Raw genomic sequence first — 18,007 nt, forward strand, 5'->3', positions numbered from 1 at the left:
CCCGGTGCGGGGTGGACGTCGTGGGGATCGCGGAGGTCACCTCGTCCGACACTCCGGCACCCCCATGACGTACGGCCCCGCGGTTCCGCGGCGCGCACCGCGCCTCGGCCCCTGCCCGTACGGGGCGGCATTCCCGGGCGGGGCCCGGACACAAACGCGGCGCGTCGGAAGTTGTCCGGTTCAGCCACCGGAGCGGACCGGAACCGACGTCTTGCGCCGACCGTGCCGGCGTTCCCCTCGTCCGTACCGTCCCTCAGAAGGAGTTGTTGAACCCCCAGAGGATCTCGCTGGGACGGGCGGCCCGTTCCCGCAGATCGGCCAGCACCTCGTCCAGCACCGGGTGCCGGACGGCCCGCAGGCCCGCCAGGTCCAGTTCCAGCAGGTCGGGCAGCTCCCCCGCCTCCCACGGCTCCGGCGGGCCCGCCGGACCCGTCGGACCCGTCGGACCGTCCCTCGTGACGTCCGCGTCCCGTGCTTCGTCCCGTACGCCCATGTCATCCCCCTGGGTCTCCCTGTCGCCACACCGGCGGTCGCCGGCGGGCACCTGCTCGTTCACTCCAGCTCGGCCAGCCGCTGCGCCGTCTGCCGGGCCGTCGGCTCGCCCGTGCTCAGGGCGCCCTCCGGGAGCCTGGACCACTCGGCGCGTGCGGCCCGGTAGGCCTCGCGTGCGGCCCGCGGCCGTGCCGCCGCCTCGTAGGACATACCCCGCCAGTGCTGCGCCCGCGCCCCCAGTTCCACGGCCTCCTGGCGCTGCCGGTCCGTCTCCGCCTCGCCCTCGGCGTCACGCGCCGTCTCGGCGGCGGCCCGGAAGGCGTCGATGGCCTCGTCGAGGCGGGCCTTGCGGCCGAGGCTCTGGTACGCCTCGAACTGCGCCTGCCCGAGTTCCAGCCAGCAACGCGCGGTGGTCAGCGGCGGGCCCTCCTCCAGCGCCGCGAGCCCGAGCAGGTGTTCGGCCTCCCGCAGGTCGACCCGGTCGCCGCGGGCGCGGTACCGCAGCATCAGGGCGCGGCCGAGCAGCAGCAGGCGGTGGGCGAGGTCGCGACTGCCCGACGGGGTCTCGGCGCGGCAGTCGCGCAGCACCCGGATGGCCCGGGACAGCGACTCGGGTCCGCGGTCCAGGACGGCTCGGTGCAGCAGGGCTTCGCCCCACTCGGCCAGGACGTCCGCGTGCGCGGGGGCGTCCCGGGGCACTCCGCGGGAGGCCTGCTGGAACCGGTCGGCGGCGTCCTGGAGCTCACGGGGGTCGCCGCTCTCGGCGTACCGGGCGACGTGGATGCGGCCGGCCCGCACGTGCAGGGCGGCGCGCAGCCCCTGGTCGCGGGTCAGTCCGAGCGCTTCGTCGACATGGGCGCGGGCGTCGTCGAGCGGGCCGCCGGACCGCAGGACCGCGTCGACGAGGTCGAGGAGGATCCGGACGCGGTCGGTCTCGGCGGCGACGCCGGGCACCGTCGCCGGGCCGGGTTCGAGGGCGGCGCGCAGCGAGTGGGCACCCTGTTCCGCGTAGAGCCTGGACTGTTCCTGGTCGGCCGTGGCGCCCGAGAGACGCAGCAGGACGCGGCCGTGGGCGAGTGGCAGTTCGGACGGGCGGGGCCGCTCGTCGGGCCAGGCGTCGGCGAACGCCTCCAGCATGCCGACCGCGCCCTGCAGGAGGGCGCTGTCGCCGCCGAGGCGCCACTGGGCCTCCAGGGCGCGAACCCGCTCCAGGGTGAGCCGCAGGGCCTCGGCGTCCTCCAGGCCGGGCGCGGCGCAGGCCACCGCGTACTCGCGGTCGGCGCGGCGCAGCAGGTCGAGCGCGCCGCGCCGGTCGCCGCGCCGCCTGCGGTCGGTGGCGGCGGCGTGCAACACCCGTGCGAGGGCGGCGCGTTCGCGCAGCGCCCGGGGATGCGCGACGGCCCGTTCGGCGGCGGTCTCCGCCTCGCGCAGCAGGTCGGCGCCGCCCTGCACCTCCCACAGCCGCAGCACGCAGGTCGCGTACTCGGCCCACAGTTCGGGGTCGGCGCCTGCGGGCCGTTCGTGTTCGGTCGCGCCGCGCAGCAGTTGGACGGCGTCGATGAGGTCCTGCACCATGCCGTCGCTGTCGAACTGGCCGGCCAGGGTGCGGGCCCGGATCACCGCGGCGTGGGTGGGGCGCCCGCCGGGCAGGTCGTCCCGCCCGCGCCCGCCGTACAGCGCGAACTGTTCCGGCAGTGGCATGAACCGCTCCAGCACCCGCGCCGCGACCTCGGCGAAGGGCTGCGGCACGAGGGTGGCGCCGCCGTTGTCGCCGTTCTCGCCCGCGTATCCGGTGCCGGGCGGGTACGGCCGTCCGGAGCCGCCGTCGCCGAGCTGGGCGAGCGCCAGGGCGGGGAAGTTGGGTCCGCCCCTGCCGAAGCGGTACTCGATGTACTCGGAGCAGTGCTTGAGGACGAGCATCGCCTCGTCGCGGCCCAGCGGTGACAGCAGGGCCTCCTGCACGCCGGGCGCGAACTCGTACCACTGGGCGCCGTCCTCACCGTGGTCCTCGGCCTTGGCGCGTGAGACCAGTCCGCTGAGCAGGACCTCCGCCAGTTCTGAGGGCCCGGAGTCGGGGAGCATGGTGCGCTGGACGAGTTGCATCACGGGGAGGCTGAGGGGGGCCGCCGCGAGGTAACCGGCCAGTCTCCCGGCGGCCTTGGAGGCGTTGGACCGGAACCGGCTGACCAGTTCGAGACCGGACGGCCGTCGCCCGGCGCGAGGTCCCTGGGCCGGTCCGTGGTCGGGGCGGACCCATCCGACCGCGCCGGCGACGGGCCCCGCTCCGGCCCCCGACAGCAGCCGCGCCCAGGCGCCGAGCGCGGTGGGCTCGGGAGGCAGCACGGGCACCGGCAGGGCGCCCCCGCGCGCCTCCGGCGGGGTTCCCGCGGGCAGCCTGACCTTCAGCGTGGCGGCACCCGCGAGGGCTTCGCCGCGCGTCAGCCGGCCGTAGGACACCGGCAGGCGGGTGCGGTTCCACATGCGCTGCGGCAGCGGCTGGAGCACCGCGACGGGGCCGAGCCGGGACAGGTGGTGGAGCAGCCGGTGGGCGCGGCCGCTGTGCCACAGGGGGCCGGCGCAGTCGCTGACGAGGAGGGTGACCCGGCGGCCGGTGGGGTCGCTGAGCCGGTCGGCGGAGTGCAGCGGGGCCGCGCCCGGCTCGGGACTGCGGCTGACGGCGGGCTCGCCGTCGGGCCCCTGGTGCAGATGGCTGACCTCGACGCCCCAGAAGGCGCCCAACTGCCCGAAGACCTGCTCCAGTTCGGTGAACATGCGGTCCCAGACGCGCATCGACGAGGAGGCGTCCATCACCAGCTGGAGTGCCGCGTCCGCGCGGGTGACGCCCCGGAACACCGGGAGGACCAGTCCGCCCGCGCGGGCGCTGAGTTCGGCGGTGGCCGTCTCGTCGAGGGTGGTGCGCAGGGGTGGCGCGGCGGTGCGGTATCCCTGCAACGGGCGTAAGGCGTGCTGGAGTTCGAGCGGGGCGGGGAACGCGGGCGCGGCCGGGACGCCGACCGGCAGCTCCGCCGCACGGCCCCGCACGGGTCCGCGGGGCGCGCCGTCGCGCGGGACCGGGTACAGCGCGACACGCCGGTCGGTGCCGGTGTCCCGCCGTGGCCCGGTCCTGTCGCCGGGCGCCGGCGGGTCCGCTGGCCGCGGCTCGGGCCGTACGGGACCCGGCTCGTCGCCCGGCGTCACCGCGCCGTCCCGGGGCGCGCTCCCCGGCCCACGCTCCACGGCGTCCGTCGGACGGGACCAGCGCGCCAGCCAGAGCGCGTCGGCCAGTTGTCCGGCGTCGGGATCGAGCCCGATCTGCCGCATCCGGGCGACGAGTTCGGCGATCGGGTCGCCGCCGGGCATCAGCGCGTCACCTCGGGCGGTCGAGTCGCTGGATGAGCAGGTCGGCGAGCCGGTCGCGACTGGGCGGCGCGGCCGCGTCGGTGAGGTAGATGGCGTTCAGGAGCTGGTCGGCGGCGACGAGTTCGCTGCGCGAGCGCTCCAGGAAGTGGGTGATGAGGTCGTCCCCGGCACGGGCGGCCTCGTCGCCGAGGTGGGCGCGGACGAAGGTGGCGAGCCGCTTGTGGTCCGGGCGGCCCAGTTCGAGGTGGATGCAGCGGCGCATCAGGGGGGCCGGGAAGTCGCGCTCGCCGTTGCTGGTGAGGACCACGAAGGGGAAGGCCCGGCAGCGCACCCGTCCGTCGCGGACCCGGGCCTTGCTGCCGTCGGCGGTGAGCACCTCGGCCTCGCCGCCGGGCAGCCGGTCGGCGACGCGCTCCAGCTCGGGGATCGCGAACTCCCCCTCCTCCAGGACGTTCAGGAGGTCGTTGGGCAGGTCGATGTCACTCTTGTCGAGTTCGTCGATGAGCAGCACGCGCGGAGTGTCGGACGGCAGCAGCGCGGTGCCGAGCGGGCCGAGCCGGATGTAGCTGCCGATGCCCTCGACGGAGCCGGGGGCGCCGGGCGCGGCCGGGTCGGCGCCCTGGGGCGCGGCGATCTGCACGTCCTGGAGCCGGGCGATCGCGTCGTAGTGGTAGAGCCCGTCCTGGAGCGTGGAACGGCTGACGATGGGCCAGCGCAGCACGTTGCCCAGACCGAGTTCGTACGCGACCGAGTGCGCGAGGGTGCTCTTGCCCGCGCCGGGGCTGCCGGTGACGAGCAGCGGGCGGCGCAGGTACAGCGCCGCGTTGATCATCTCCAGCTCCTCGGCGCCGGGCCGGTGCAGTTCGGCCAGGTGCCGGTGCGCGCCCAGCCTGCGGTCCTCGGAACCGTCGGCGCCGGCTCCGGCCGTGTCCCGGCTCGCGAAGTCGCGCCAGGGCGGCGGGGCCGGAAGGCGGTCCAGGCCGTCGTGGGGTTCGCCGGCGCCCCGGTAGATGAGCCACTCGCTGGATTCGGTCATTGCCCAGTCCTCGTCGTCACTCGTCCACCACGGCAGCCGTCGGAGTCTGCATCACCGTATCGACCCTCGGAGGGCCCCGTAAGGTCCCAAGGCGGGCTCACAGCAGCCCACTTGGGCTCCCCCGGCGCATCACGCGACCATGCCCCGGCCGGCGCGGTCACGGCGCCTCCAGCAGGTCTCCGGTGCCGGGCAGGGGCCTGCGGGGATCGTCGTAGAAGAGGGCGATCCCGTCGGCCCAGTAGGTCTCCGGTTTGCCCGCGCGCAGTCCGGCGCGCAGCGCGTGCACCAGCTCGGGGAGCCGGTCCGCGCCGCCCGCGCCGGCCACCGTGTCGCCGGCCCGGCGGTGGAACTCGCCGCAGACCGCGTCGGCCTGCCCGCGCCAGCGCCGCCACAGCGCCACCCCGTAGCCGCCGTGCACGATCCGCACGAGCGCCACCCGGTCGTCCTCGAAGCGGTGGTCGCCGTACCGGCAGAGCACCGGGACGGTCCGGTGCGGCAGTCCGCGCAGCGACTCCGCGGCGGGCACGGGCACCCTCAACCCGTCCTCGCAGTCGAGGACTTCGGCCTGGGCGCCGTGCGTGTGGATCCACTTCCAGCGCGCCTCCCGTTCGTGTCGCTCCTCCTCGGGCAGGGGCTCCTCCTTGCCGTCCGGGAGCCCGTTCCCGTCGCCGGGGTCGGGCAGCTGCTCCCGGTCGGCGCAGCGCACGACGACGGGCCGGTGCGCGCCGATCGATGGCTCGTCGGGGCCCAACTGCCAGGCGTCGACGTCGAGTCCGAGCAGCAGATGGGGCAGCGCGACCTGGAGGTCGACGGGCCGCCCGGGTTCGTCGCACTGACGGAAGGCCTCCGCGAGGGCCGGTGCGAGCACGGTCGGCAGGTCCTCCAGCGGGGTGCGTTCGCCGTCGCGCAGCCGCACCACCTCGCCGGTCGGCCGGCCGACCGCGACGTGCCAGTCGCAGCGGCCCGGCTCCCAGCCGAGCTGCTCCAGTTCGAGCAGGACGAACAGCCGGGGCGCACGGTCGGCGCTCCGCGCTGGTGTGCGCGCCGCTCCTGCTCCCGCGGCCGACGGGCCGCGCGGCGGCAACTGGAGCCGCTCGATCCACTGTTGGCCGAGGCGGCGCCGGTAGCCGGGGCCCGGACGGCCTTCGGCGGTCTGCCGCACCCACTCCCACAACGCCCGCTCGGCGGCCTGGGTGCCCGGGGTGACGAAGGGCCGCTCGGCGGACATGGCCCGCATCGCGTAGTCGAGGACGAGGTCCAGGGCCGCGTCCTGGCGGGAGTTCTCGTACAGCGCGCCGAGTCCGTCGCGCCAGCCGCGCGGCGCCGGGTGCGGGATCGCGGTCTGGTCGCCGAGGAGGGATTCGAGGAGGCCGAGGAGGGCGCGGGTACTGACCGGCGGCGGCAGGTCGGCGAGCCGGCCGAGCAGCTGCGTCCGCTCCTCCGGGCTCAGCGCCCGGCCGGGGCGGGCTCCGAGCTGGTTCTGCACGTCGGCCCAGGTGCTGCGGTCCGTGTCCGGATGGCGCTGCCGGTCCCGGTGGTAGCGGTCGTGGGCGTGGAAGACGGCCTGGTAGCTGTCATCGTGCTCGGCACGCGGCTCCTCGGCGGGCACCGGCAGGGACCGTAACTGCTCGACCCCGGTGCAGGTGCCCCCGAGTCCGCGGTCCGCGCGGGACTTGAGGACGCCGACGACCTCACCGCGTACGGGATCGACGACGGGGCCGCCCGAGACGCCGGGCGGCAGCACGTCGCCGCCCAGCCGGATCTGTTCGTCGTCGGACCAGCCGCCGAGGGTGCCCTGCACCGTGCAGGTGCCGCTCAGCCGGCGCAGCTCCCCGCCGACCACGGACCAGCCGGAGTAGAGGACGACGGCCTCCTCGTAGTAGGCCGCCGGGCGTTCCGTCACATAGGCGCAGTCGTGGTCCACGGGTTCGCTCAGCCGCACCAGGGCCAGATCGGGAGACGGCCAGGTGCCGCGCACGGGGAGGCCGACATGGTCGGGGAGGGCCGTCGCCACCACTCCGGCGACGGCGGACGTGCCCCGGCCCGGCCCTGTCTCGTACACCACCGTCACCTCGTCCCCCTCCCCGCTCCGGACCACGTGCGCGCAGGTCAGAACCCAGTTCGGAGCGATGAAGAAGCCGCTCCCGAGGAACGTGCCGGGTTCGTCCAGGGCATACCCGGCGCCCGCGCGATGGATGCGTACGGTGGCCGCCATGACGAGATCGTGCAGCGCACGGTGACCGTTGCCCGGGCCGCCCGGTGCGCCCGGGGCGTGCCCGTCCTTCATGCTCCGACCCCGCCGGGGGCGTCGTCGGCGCGGCCGTGCGCCGGGGCGCCGGGAGACGCGCCCGCGTGCGGCGGGGCGGCGGTGTCGTCCAGGTCCGGCGGGCCGCCGTTCCAGGTGAGCGTCACGGTGATGCCCGCCTTGGCCTCGCCGTCCGCGAGCAGGCCGACCACCTTGCCGGCCTTCGCGGTCAGCTCGATGCCGAACTCGACGCTCACCTCGTCGGGCCGCACGGCACGCAGCGGCGCCGCGAGCGAGCGCGCGACACTGGTGATGACCGAGTGCAGGCTCTCGACCTGGGCCTCGACCCGGTCTCCGAAGGCGACGTCCGACAGGGACAGCTCGCCGGACTGTTCCTCCAGCTCGTCGGCGCCCGAGATCCGGGCCCACACCGGTGTCCCGTCCGGCATCTCGATCCGTGCGATCCGGGTCACTGCGTCACCCATGGCATCCCCCGTTCCCCCACGCCCCCGTGGTACCGCCGACCTCGCAGGCTAGCCGCAGGTCCCCGTACACGACAGAGGCCCTTCACGGGCACAGCGGCCCGCCTATCCTTTTCCCAGCGCGTCCCAGCGTTCCACTTCCCCTGCACCGACGGAGCACCATCCATGTACTTCACCGACCGCGGCATCGAGGAACTTGAGAAGCGGCGCGGCGAGGAAGAGGTCACCTTCGAGTGGCTCGCCGAGCAGTTGCGTACGTTCGTCGACCTCAACCCGGACTTCGAGGTCCCGGTGGAGCGGCTGGCGACGTGGCTGGCGCGGCTGGACGACGAGGACGAGGACGAGGAGTAGTCCCGCGCTCCCCTCCGCCGACCCTGGCCTGCCACTCCTGCCACTCCTGCCGCGTCTGCCACTCCTGCCGGTTCCCGTCCGGTCCGGTGCCGGGCCGGCTCCGGTGCGGTCCGGCTCCCGTCCCCCGGCCGCCCCTCGCGGAGAGGCTGTCAGGAGTGGGTGCGCAGGCGGTCGTACGCGAGGCCGAGGGCGCCGCGGGCCGTCAGGACCGAGCCCGCGACGATCCAGCCGCCGCCGCGGTGCCGTAGCCCCCAGGCGGTGAGCGGGAGGCCGAGCGCCAGCTGGGCGACGGCGAGCGCACGGGCGCGTGGACCACGCAGCCAGGGTCCGAGCGCGCCGCGCTCCACGATGTCGAGTTCGGCTCCGACGGCGGCGCGCCAGCCGGCCCAGTCGACCTGTTCGGCGTCGGGCAGGATCCGGGCCGCGCCACGGAGCCGGTCGGCGGGCTCCCCCGGGGTGAGACCGGCCGGCAGCAGCAGTCCCGCGCGCGTGAGGACGGCGAGCAGGCCCCGCACGCGTGCCGGGGCGTCGGCCTCGGGATCGGGTCGCGTCAGCGGCTCCAGTGCCTGTACGTCGAGGACCGGGTCGAGCCCGAGGCGGGCCGCGAAGGTGCGCATCGCCTCGTCCTCGCCGACCGGGGTGCCGTCGGCGAGCCATTCATAGCCCACGGGCCGGCGGAATCCGGACGCCAGGACGAAGCCGCTGCGGTCGGTGTCCCACCACAGGGCGAGGACGGGCCAGGGGGCGCCGACGGCGAGTGCCGTGGCCCAGCCGGTGAGCACGCGGTCGACCGGTTCCGCGCCGTCCTGCCAGGGCTTCCCCTCGGGAACCAGCAGGCTCCACCCGGCCCCCGCTCCGGCGAGCACCATCCGCTCGCGCAACAGCGGAGCGGCCGGGCCGACGGCGTCGGGGCGGGCCCGGCACAACAGGAGGGCGCCGGCGGTGCGGGCCGGGCGCTCACCCGGCGGGCGGCCGTCCCCCGACGCGCCGGAGGCAGTCGACATGGTGTCACTTTAGGGCGATTTGCCCACCTCGGCTCAGCGATGGCACCGGAACGGGTGTCTTGACTTTCCGTATCCGCGATATATCGTGAATAGTGCTAGACGCGATATGGCGCGTCGAGTTCGGGCCCGCGAGCGGGTCCGGCCCGGTCGAGGAGGTCTGCACCATGTCCGAGTGGTCCGTGGCAGAGCCGAAGAAGCTCTCCTTCGACGACCCGGTGACGACGCTGCACGTGCGCGTCGTCAACGGAACAGTGAACGTCGTGGGGACCGACGAGGGTTCCGCCCGCCTGGAAGTGTCCGAACTGGACGGGCCCCCGCTCCAGGTGGCCCACAAGGACGGCACCCTCACCGTGGCGTACGAGGACCTGCCCTGGAAGGGCTTCCTCAAGTGGTTCGACACCAAGGGCTGGCGCCGCTCGGCGGTGGTCTCGCTGGCCGTTCCGGCCGGCACCCGCGTCGAGGTGGGCGTGGTGGGCGCCGCCGCCGTGGTCTCCGGAGTGGACGGCCGGGTGGAGGTGAAGGGCGTCAGCGGCGACACGACCCTCGTCCGCGTCGCCGGTCCGACCCACGTGACCACCGTCTCCGGGAACCTGGAGGCCCAGGCCGTCACGGGCGACCTGCGTTTCAACTCCGTCTCCGGCGACCTGACCGTCGTCGAGGGCTCCGGCTCCTCGGTGCGGGCCGAGTCGGTGAGCGGCTCGATGATCGTCGACCTCGACGCCGCGGGCGCTCCGACGGACGTCCAGCTGTCGAACGTGTCGGGCGAGATCGCCATACGGCTCCCGCATCCGGCGGACGCGGAGGTGGAGGCGAACACCGCGAGCGGCACCGTCTCCAGCGCCTTCGAGGACCTCCGGGTCGCCGGCCAGTGGGGCGCCAAGAAGATCACCGGCCGGCTCGGCGCGGGCAACGGCCGGCTGAAAGCGGTGACCGTCTCGGGCTCCATCGCCCTGCTGCGCCGCCCCCCGACGGAGGAGGAACCCTTCGAGGACGCCCCGAAGCCGACGGACTCCCCGAGGCCCGCGAGCACGCCCGCGTCCCCGAGCACCCCCGGGTCCACGGACACCACCGGGGCCGGGGATCCGGCGAAGGCCGCGGACCTGACGAAGGGCACGGACGGCCCCGAGACGGCCGGACCGGACGACGCCACCGCGAGCGACGGTTCCGGCGGAGGCCGCCCGGCCGACACCCCGACCGACAAGAAGGTGCTCTGAGATGGCTCCCGTCTTCGCCCACGGCCGACTGCGCCTCTACCTCCTCAAGCTGCTGGAGGAGGCGCCGCGGCACGGGTACGAGGTGATCCGGCTCCTGGAGGAGCGTTTCCAGGGGCTGTACGCACCCTCGGCGGGCACCGTCTATCCCCGGCTCGCGAAGCTGGAGGCCGAGGGACTCGTCACGCACACCTCCGAGGGCGGCCGCAAGGTGTACGCGATCACCGACGCGGGCCGTGCCGAACTGGCCGACCGCAGCGGTGAGCTGGCCGACCTCGAACTGGAGATCCGCGAGTCCGTCGCGGAGCTCGCGGCGGAGATCCGCGCCGATGTGCGGGGCGCGGCCGGTGACCTGCGACGCGAGATGCGCGCCGCGGCCACGGAGGCCCGGCGTGGCGGCAGCAAGGGCGCGGCCGGCGCCGAGCGGCACGACTCCGCGGCGGGCGGCTCCGCCGGCGCCGACGACTTCCAGGACAGGGAGTCCTGGCGGGCGGCCAAGGAGGAGATGCGGCGCGTCCGGCAGGAGTGGAAGGAGCAGGCCCGCCGGGCGAAGGACGAGAGCCGCCGCGCCCGTGACGAGGCCCAGCGCGCACGCCGCCAGGCCAAGGAGGCCCAGGAGCACGCCCGCGCCCAGGCGCAGGAGGAGATGCAGCGCATGGCCAAGCGTGTCCAGGACCAGGTCCAGGACCACTTCGCGCGGGGCGACTGGCCGACGGGGGTCCGCGAGGGACTGACCGAACTGGCCAAGGAGTTCGGCGACTTCGGAAAGAACTTCGGCAAGGACCTGGGGAAGGACTTCGGCAAGGAGTTCGGCTTCGGCCGCACCCCGCCCAGCACCCCCGCCCAGCCGGAGTACACCGCGACCCCGGAGGACTTCCCCGCGGAGTACGAGCCGTCCTGGGCCCACGAGGGCTCCACGGGCAACCCGGCCCGCGACCTGGACCGCCTCCTGGACCGCTTCCGCGACGACATCCGCGACGCCTCCCGCGACCACGGCATGACGGAAGATCAACTCCGGGACGTCCGCCGCCACTTGTCGGCAGCGGCGGCACACATCGGATCGACGCTGCGGAGCGGGCGACCGTAGCACCCCCGGGGCTTTCCCCCAGGGCGTTCCTCCGGGACCGGCCGAACGTCCGGACCGACGGGGCCTGCGCGCATCGCCTCCCCTGCGCGCAGGCCCCGCCGGGCGTTCCGCTCTCAGCCCGCCTCGGCCACGCCGCCCTCTCCGTAGAGCACCCGTGTCACCGAGCCGTACGTGATTCCGCGATCGGCCAGCACCTCGCCGGCGACCCCGCCCTGGAGGGTGATGGCCAGCAGCAGGTGCTCGTCGCCGATGTGACGGTCCCGCCGGGCGACGGCGACCCGCAGGGATCGCGTGAGCGTCTCCTTCGCACTTCGCCCGAAGGGCCGACGTCCGGTCCGCCTGCCACGGTCGGACCGCTTCCCCGACTCCAACGCCCCCTCCCCGTGCGCCTCCTCGATCCGGGCGACGATCTCCGAGAGGTCGATACCGAGCCCGGAGAGGGCGTCCGCGTCGGCACGGGACAGCCCGCCCCGGCGGCGGGCCTCGGCGAGGTCCCGCTCCAGCGACTCCCGCGGGCCGGCCGACCTCAGCGATCCGAGGGCGAACGACCCCCGGCTGCCCTCGCGGTCGAGGAGCGCGAGCAGCAGATGCTCCTCCTCCACCGTCGCGGCCCCCACCCGCTCGGAGTGCGACACCGCCCCCGTGACGACGGCCCGCGCGTCCTTCGTGAAACGTTCGAACATCACTGCCTCCCGTACTTCTTGTGCACGGCCTGCCTGGTCACTCCGAGTTCCGCGGCGATCTCCTGCCACGACCAGCCCTGATTGCGCGCACTGCGCACCTGTACCGCTTCCAACTGCTCCAGCAGCCTCCGCAGCGCGGAGACCGCCCGCAGCCCGACCCGCGGATCGCGATCACCCGCGCGCTCGGCAAGATCCGTTGCTTCGGTCATGCTGTCAACTTACGTTGACACCGCCGCCCATGTCAACCGAAATTGACACGGGGACGGGGACGAGGAACAGGGACAGGGAACGGAAAACGGCGGGCCCGGACACCCGGACCCGCCGTACGCGGCACCTACCGCCCGTTCCCGGTCAGCTCCCCGTCAGCACGATCTTGCCGAAGTGGTCTCCGGCCTCCAGTCGCTCGAAGCCCTCGCGGGCCCGGTCGAGCGGGAGCACCTCGTCGATGACCGGCCGCACGCCCGTGGTGGCGCAGAACGCCAGGAGGTCCTCCAGCTCGTCCTTCGTGCCCATGGTGGAGCCGACGACCTTGAGTTCGAGGAAGAAGATGCGCGTCAGCTCGGCGTGCGAGGGCCGGTCCCCGCTGGTGGCGCCGGTGATGACGACAGTGCCGCCGGGACGCAGCGACTTGATCGAGTGGGACCAGGTGGCCGCGCCGACCGTCTCGATGACGGCGTCCACGCGCTGCGGCAGCCGCGCCCCGGACTCCAGCGCCTCCACCGCACCGAGTTCGAGCGCCCGCTTCCGCTTGGCCTCGTCGCGGCTGGTGGCGAACATCCGCAGGCCGGCGGCCTTGCCGAGCACGATCGCCGCCGTGGCGACACCGCCGCCGGCACCCTGCACGAGCACGGAGTCGCCGGGTCGTACCCCGGCGTTGGTGAAGAGCATGCGGTACGCCGTCAGCCAGGCGGTCGGCAGACAGGCGGCCTGCTCGAAGGACAGCTCGCGGGGCTTGGGCAGGACGTTCCAGGTCGGCACGGTGACCTGCTCGGCGAAGGTGCCCTGGTAGCGCTCGGTGAGGATGGAGCGGGGTTCGGCGGGGCCGACCCCGTGGCCGGTCTGGCCGATGACGGAGTGCAGGACGACCTCGTTGCCGTCCTGGTCGACTCCGGCGGCGTCGCAGCCGAGGATCATCGGGAGTTTGTCCTCGGCGAGACCGACCCCGCGCAGCGACCAGAGGTCGTGGTGGTTGAGGGAGGCGGCCCGTACGTTCACGGTGGTCCAGCCCGGCCTCTGTTCGGGAGCCGGACGCTCCCCCAACTCCAGGCCGTTCAGCGGCTGGTCACGGTCGATTCGGGCGGCATAGGCAGCGAACATGGCCCCGACGATAGGCTCCGCTCCCTCCCGGCGGAACCGCCTCCCGTTGTGACACGCGTCCCTGGAGGCGAGAAATCAGCCCCCCGGCGCTTGAGGAGCGGGGGTCCGGGGGCAGCGCCCCCGCTACGGGACGGGCAGGGGCGGAGGGGGCGAAAACAATGACCCCGCCGGGAGAAACCCCCGGCGGGGTCACAGCGAACGCACGTGCCTCAGCGGCGGGCGACACCCTCCGCACGGGCCGCGGCGGCCACAGCGGCCGTCACCGCCGGCGCCACCCGCTCGTCGAACGGCGAGGGGATGACGTAGTCCGCGGCGAGGTCGTCACCGACGACCGCGGCCAGCGCCTCGGCGGCGGCGATCTTCATGGCCTCGGTGATCCGGGAGGCCCGGACCTGGAGAGCACCGGCGAAGATGCCGGGGAACGCCAGCACGTTGTTGATCTGGTTCGGGAAGTCGGACCGCCCGGTCGCGACGACGGCCGCGTACTTGTGGGCGATCTCGGGGTGCACCTCGGGGTTCGGGTTGGCCATCGCGAACACGAAGGCGCCCTCCGCCATGGAGGCGATCGCCGGCTCGGGCACCGTACCGCCGGAGACGCCGATGAAGACGTCCGCGCCCGCGAGTGCGGACTCCAGCGAACCGGAGAGATTGGCCTTGTTGGTGATCCCGGCGAGCTCGCGCTTGACGTCCGTGAGGTCGCCCCGGTCGCGCGACACGACGCCCTTGCGGTCGGCGACCGCGACGTCGCCGATGCCCGCCTCCAGCAGGAACTTGGCGATGGCCACACCGGCCGCGCCCGCACCGGAGATCACCGCGCGCAGCGATCCGATGGAGCGTCCGGTCAGCCGGGCGGCGTTGCGCAGGGCCGCGAGCGTGACGATCGCGGTGCCGTGCTGGTCGTCGTGGAAGACGGGGATGTCCAGGCGCTCCTGGAGCTTCCGCTCGATCTCGAAGCACCGGGGCGCCGAGATGTCCTCCAGGTTGATCCCGCCGAACGACGGCGCGAGCCGGGCCACGGTCTCGACGATCTCGTCGACACCGGTGCAGGCCAGCGCGATCGGGACCGCGTCGACACCGCCGAACTGCTTGAAGAGGATGGCCTTGCCCTCCATGACGGGGAGGGAGGCCTCGGGGCCGATGTCACCGAGCCCGAGCACGGCCGTACCGTCGGTCACGACGGCGACCACGGACGACTTCCACGTGTAGTCGTGGACGAGTTCCGGCTGCTCGGCGATCGCGCTGCACACCTTCGCGACGCCGGGCGTGTAAGCCAGGGACAGGTCGTCCTTGTTGCGGACCGGCACGGTGGCTTGCACAGCCATCTTGCCGCCGCGGTGCAGCGCGAAAGCCGGGTCGAAGGAGTCGAGGGGCTCCGCCCCGCCCTCCGGATCCGTACTGCTGTCGCTGCGAGGATTGACGATCTCCGCTGCCACTTTGTTTTACCCCTTAAGTCTTTATTGTCTGAGGGTGACCACTCCTGGTTGAGGGGTGGGCGGGCACCGCGCAGGCCCTGCCGCCGTGGTTGCGTACGGGCGGCTGCGCGACGGGCGCGCCGCACACGCGCCCTGAGCCCCGGATGAGGGGTGTAAAGAACCTTCTTACCCGACGCACGGTGCCGTGGACGAGTCCATAACGCCAAGATCACACGCCGGTGACATGACTCATGCCGTGATCCATTGACAATTCCGGACATGCGCTCGTTCGTCCGGGGGCGCGCAGTAGCGGCCCTCCGCGTCGCGGGATGTACCGAAGATCTTCCGGTCGGAAGAAGAGATTCCCGTACAAGATCCGGTCAGGTAGTACCGGCCCGTAGCGGTTCAGGGGTCACCCGTTATCCGATTTTGACATAGCGGGCACCCTGAATGCCGCAATCCGAATGGCAAGATGCCGTCATCACACGAGGTCGCGACACCCGAAGGTGTGTGTTCTCGTCGACCTGTCGGCTACTCCCTCATCCGCCGGAGGACCCTCATGACCGCAAGCACCACCCGTCGTACCACCGCCGCTCAGTCCCGGATAGCAGCGGTCGGTGCGATCGCGGTCGCCGGCGCCCTTATCCTCACCGGCTGCGGTGACCAGACCAAGAACGACTCGAGCGACTCGTCCGCGAGCACGAGCTCGGCGCCGCTGGCCGGCAAGCTGCCCAAGGCGATCCGCGACGCGGGCGTCATCAAGGTCGGCTCGGACATCGCCTACGCGCCGGTCGAGTTCAAGGACGACTCGGGCAAGACCGTCGGCATCGACCCCGACCTGGCGGACGCGCTCGGCAAGCAGCTCGGCGTGAAGTTCGACTTCCAGAACGGCACCTTCGACACGCTGCTCACGGGTCTGCGCTCCAAGCGGTACGACATCGCGATGTCCGCGATGACGGACTCCAAGGACCGCCAGGAGGGCATCGACTCGGACACCGGCAAGAAGGTCGGCGAGGGCGTCGACTTCGTCGACTACTTCACCGCGGGTGTCTCCATCTACACCCCCAAGGGCAAGACCCAGAACATCAAGAGCTGGTCCGACCTGTGCGGCAAGAAGCTCGTGGTGCAGCGCGGCACGGTCTCCGAGGACCTCGCCAAGGCCGAGTCGAAGAAGTGTACGGGTGGCAAGAAGATCGCCATCGAGTCGTACGACAACGACCAGCAGGCCCAGACCCGGCTGCGCGGCGGTGGCGCCGACGCCGGCTCGTCCGACTTCCCGGTCGCCGCGTACGCGGTGAAGACGTCCGGCGGCGGCAAGGACTTCGAGATCGTGGGCGACCAGGTCGAGGCCGCTCCGTACGGCATCGCGGTCGCCAAGTCCAACACCCAGCTCCGGGACGCCCTGCAGGCCGCGCTCGACGCGATCATCAAGAACGGCGAGTACGACAAGATCATCGCGAAGTGGGGCGTCGACGCCGGCGCCGTCAAGGCGGCCGCGGTCAACGGCGGCAAGTGACCGCGGAACCGAGCGGGCACTGAAAGGCAACAACTCCCGTGACTGTTGACACTGACAAGACACCGGGCCCGGAGGACGCTCCCCCGGCCCGACCGGAAGCCATCAAGGCGATCCCGGTCCGGCACTACGGGCGATACGTCTCCGCGGTCATCGCGATCGCGCTCCTGGTCTCCGTGGTCTACGCGTTCTCCCAGGGCAAGATCAACTGGGGAGCGATCCCCGACTACTTCTTCGACCACCGCGTCATCAACGGTGTCCTCAAGACGCTGCTGCTGACGGTCCTCTCGATGCTGATCGGCGTCGTCGGCGGCGTTCTGCTCGCCGTGATGCGGCTGTCGAAGAACCCGGTGACCTCGTCCATCGCGTGGTTCTACATCTGGTTCTTCCGCGGTACGCCGGTCCTCGTACAGCTCGTGGTCTGGTTCAACCTCGGCCTGGTCTTCACGTACATCAACCTCGGTCCGATCTACAAGGACTACTGGTCCAGCTTCATGACGCCGTTGCTGACGGCGTTGCTGGGACTGGGCCTGAACGAGGCCGCGTACATGGCCGAGATCTGCCGGGCCGGCCTGCTCTCGGTCGACGAGGGCCAGACCGAGGCCTCGCACGCCCTGGGCATGAGCCACAGCAAGACCCTGCGCCGGATCGTCATCCCGCAGGCGATGCGTGTGATCGTGCCCCCCACGGGCAACGAGGTCATCAACATGCTGAAGACGACCTCGCTGGTGGCCGTCATCCAGTACTCCGAGCTGTTCCGTGTGGCCCAGGACATCGGCCAGACCTCGGGGGCGCCGGCCGAGATGCTGTTCCTCGCCGCCGCCTGGTACCTGCTGCTGACGTCGGTGTTCAGCGTCGGCCAGTACTACCTGGAGCGGTACTACGCCCGGGGCAGCAGCCGTAGCCTCCCGGCCACGCCGTTCCAGAAGATCAAGACCCACGTGCTGTCGGTGGGCCGTCCCTCGGGAGGTGCGGCATGACCGCCGACGTGACCAAGGCGGACTCCGCCACGGCGATGGTCAAGTCCGAGGGCGTCCACAAGTCCTTCGGCCCTGTCGAGGTCCTGAAGGGCATCGACCTGGAGGTGAAGTCCGGAGAGGTGTTCTGCCTCATCGGCCCCTCCGGCTCCGGCAAGTCCACGTTCCTCCGGTGCATCAACCACCTGGAGCAGATCAACGCCGGCCGGCTGTACGTCGACGGCGAGCTGGTCGGCTACCGCCAGAAGGGCGACAAGCTCTACGAGCTGAAGGACAGCGAGGTCGCGCTGAAGCGCCGGGACATCGGCATGGTCTTCCAGCGCTTCAACCTGTTCCCGCACATGACGGCGCTCGAGAACGTCATGGAGGCACCGGTCCAGGTCAAGGGCGTCAGCAGGTCCCAGGCGCGAGAACGCGCGGGCCAGCTCCTGGAGCGCGTCGGCCTCGCCGACAAGGCGAAGAGCTACCCCTCGCAGCTCTCCGGCGGCCAGCAGCAGCGTGTGGCGATCGCCCGCGCGCTGGCGATGGACCCGAAGCTGATGCTCTTCGACGAGCCGACCTCGGCCCTGGACCCAGAACTGGTCGGTGACGTCCTCGACGTCATGCGCGACCTCGCCGAGTCCGGCATGACGATGATCGTCGTCACGCACGAGATGGGCTTCGCCCGCGAGGTCGGCGACAGCCTGGTCTTCATGGACGGCGGTGTGGTCGTCGAGTCCGGCAACCCGCGCGACGTCCTGACGGACCCGCAGCACGAGCGCACCAAGTCGTTCCTGTCGAAGGTCCTCTGACCGGAGAACCGGGAAACCGGAGAACCGGAGAACCGGAGGACCTGCG

The 18,007-nt window shown here is 72.7% G+C and carries 16 protein-coding genes; 6 read left to right on the plus strand and 10 right to left on the minus strand.

The genetic code is table 11. The annotated features are described in order from the left end of the window. Window positions 1-253: 253 nt before the first annotated feature. From fxsA to OG406_RS14360, 5 genes are all read right to left on the minus strand, one after another. Window positions 254-493 (minus strand): FxSxx-COOH cyclophane-containing RiPP peptide, encoded by a 240-nt coding sequence (fxsA, locus tag OG406_RS14340; RefSeq protein WP_329186070.1) that lies wholly within the window; start codon window positions 491-493, stop codon window positions 254-256. Between the two features lie 59 nt (window positions 494-552). Beyond that, window positions 553-3,852, minus strand: coding sequence for an SAV_2336 N-terminal domain-related protein (locus OG406_RS14345; RefSeq protein WP_329186072.1), 3,300 nt, complete (start codon window positions 3,850-3,852; stop codon window positions 553-555). 7 nt (window positions 3,853-3,859) lie between these two features. Continuing rightward, entirely contained in the window at window positions 3,860-4,888 is a 1,029-nt protein-coding gene (locus OG406_RS14350; RefSeq protein WP_164371996.1) for an AAA family ATPase, read from the minus strand. 157 nt (window positions 4,889-5,045) lie between these two features. After that, a complete protein-coding gene (locus tag OG406_RS14355) occupies window positions 5,046-7,103 on the minus strand; it encodes a VMAP-C domain-containing protein (RefSeq protein WP_329186074.1) in 2,058 nt (685 codons plus the stop codon). Between the two features lie 68 nt (window positions 7,104-7,171). Then, complete coding sequence (locus OG406_RS14360) at window positions 7,172-7,618, minus strand: CU044_2847 family protein (RefSeq protein WP_164371994.1); 447 nt, start codon at window positions 7,616-7,618, stop codon at window positions 7,172-7,174. 162 nt (window positions 7,619-7,780) lie between these two features. On the opposite strand from OG406_RS14360, the gene OG406_RS14365 reads away from it, so the two are divergent. Further along, entirely contained in the window at window positions 7,781-7,966 is a 186-nt protein-coding gene (locus OG406_RS14365; protein ID WP_030190019.1) for a DUF6104 family protein, read from the plus strand. A 149-nt stretch (window positions 7,967-8,115) separates the two neighbouring features. On the opposite strand, the gene OG406_RS14370 is transcribed toward OG406_RS14365, so the two are convergent. Then, window positions 8,116-8,970 carry a hypothetical protein gene (locus OG406_RS14370; RefSeq protein ID WP_266616469.1) on the minus strand — a complete coding sequence of 285 codons (855 nt, stop codon included), beginning with the start codon at window positions 8,968-8,970 and terminating at the stop codon, window positions 8,116-8,118. A gap of 164 nt (window positions 8,971-9,134) precedes the next feature. On the opposite strand from OG406_RS14370, the gene OG406_RS14375 reads away from it, so the two are divergent. Further along, complete coding sequence (locus tag OG406_RS14375) at window positions 9,135-10,184, plus strand: DUF4097 family beta strand repeat-containing protein (protein ID WP_329186078.1); 1,050 nt, start codon at window positions 9,135-9,137, stop codon at window positions 10,182-10,184. A gap of 1 nt (window position 10,185) precedes the next feature. Beyond that, complete coding sequence (locus OG406_RS14380; protein ID WP_266846920.1) at window positions 10,186-11,268, plus strand: PadR family transcriptional regulator; 1,083 nt, start codon at window positions 10,186-10,188, stop codon at window positions 11,266-11,268. A gap of 113 nt (window positions 11,269-11,381) precedes the next feature. On the opposite strand, the gene OG406_RS14385 is transcribed toward OG406_RS14380, so the two are convergent. From OG406_RS14385 to OG406_RS14400, 4 genes are all read right to left on the minus strand, one after another. After that, window positions 11,382-11,951, minus strand: coding sequence for a Clp protease N-terminal domain-containing protein (locus OG406_RS14385; RefSeq protein ID WP_267048513.1), 570 nt, complete (start codon window positions 11,949-11,951; stop codon window positions 11,382-11,384). Continuing rightward, window positions 11,951-12,160 (minus strand): HTH domain-containing protein, encoded by a 210-nt coding sequence (locus OG406_RS14390; protein ID WP_081219377.1) that lies wholly within the window; start codon window positions 12,158-12,160, stop codon window positions 11,951-11,953. The genes OG406_RS14385 and OG406_RS14390 overlap by 1 nt, the downstream gene beginning before the upstream one ends. Before the next feature lie 142 nt (window positions 12,161-12,302). Further along, complete coding sequence (locus OG406_RS14395; RefSeq protein WP_164371989.1) at window positions 12,303-13,268, minus strand: zinc-binding dehydrogenase; 966 nt, start codon at window positions 13,266-13,268, stop codon at window positions 12,303-12,305. A gap of 209 nt (window positions 13,269-13,477) precedes the next feature. Next, entirely contained in the window at window positions 13,478-14,701 is a 1,224-nt protein-coding gene (locus OG406_RS14400; protein WP_267048511.1) for an NAD(P)-dependent malic enzyme, read from the minus strand. 538 nt (window positions 14,702-15,239) lie between these two features. Between OG406_RS14400 and OG406_RS14405 the strand changes: the two genes are divergently transcribed. Genes OG406_RS14405 through OG406_RS14415 form a run of 3 tightly spaced genes read left to right on the plus strand, consistent with a single transcriptional unit; the run spans window position 15,240 to window position 17,961 of the window. Further along, window positions 15,240-16,196 carry an ABC transporter substrate-binding protein gene (locus tag OG406_RS14405; RefSeq protein ID WP_164371987.1) on the plus strand — a complete coding sequence of 319 codons (957 nt, stop codon included), beginning with the start codon at window positions 15,240-15,242 and terminating at the stop codon, window positions 16,194-16,196. 38 nt (window positions 16,197-16,234) lie between these two features. After that, window positions 16,235-17,173 (plus strand): amino acid ABC transporter permease, encoded by a 939-nt coding sequence (locus OG406_RS14410; RefSeq protein ID WP_081219373.1) that lies wholly within the window; start codon window positions 16,235-16,237, stop codon window positions 17,171-17,173. Further along, window positions 17,170-17,961 (plus strand): amino acid ABC transporter ATP-binding protein, encoded by a 792-nt coding sequence (locus tag OG406_RS14415; RefSeq protein ID WP_164371986.1) that lies wholly within the window; start codon window positions 17,170-17,172, stop codon window positions 17,959-17,961. Before OG406_RS14410 ends, OG406_RS14415 begins: the two co-directional genes overlap by 4 nt. Window positions 17,962-18,007 lie beyond the last annotated feature (46 nt).

Origin of the sequence: Streptomyces sp. NBC_01428, from assembly GCF_036231965.1 — a bacterium.
Classification (GTDB): Bacteria; Actinomycetota; Actinomycetes; order Streptomycetales; family Streptomycetaceae; genus Streptomyces.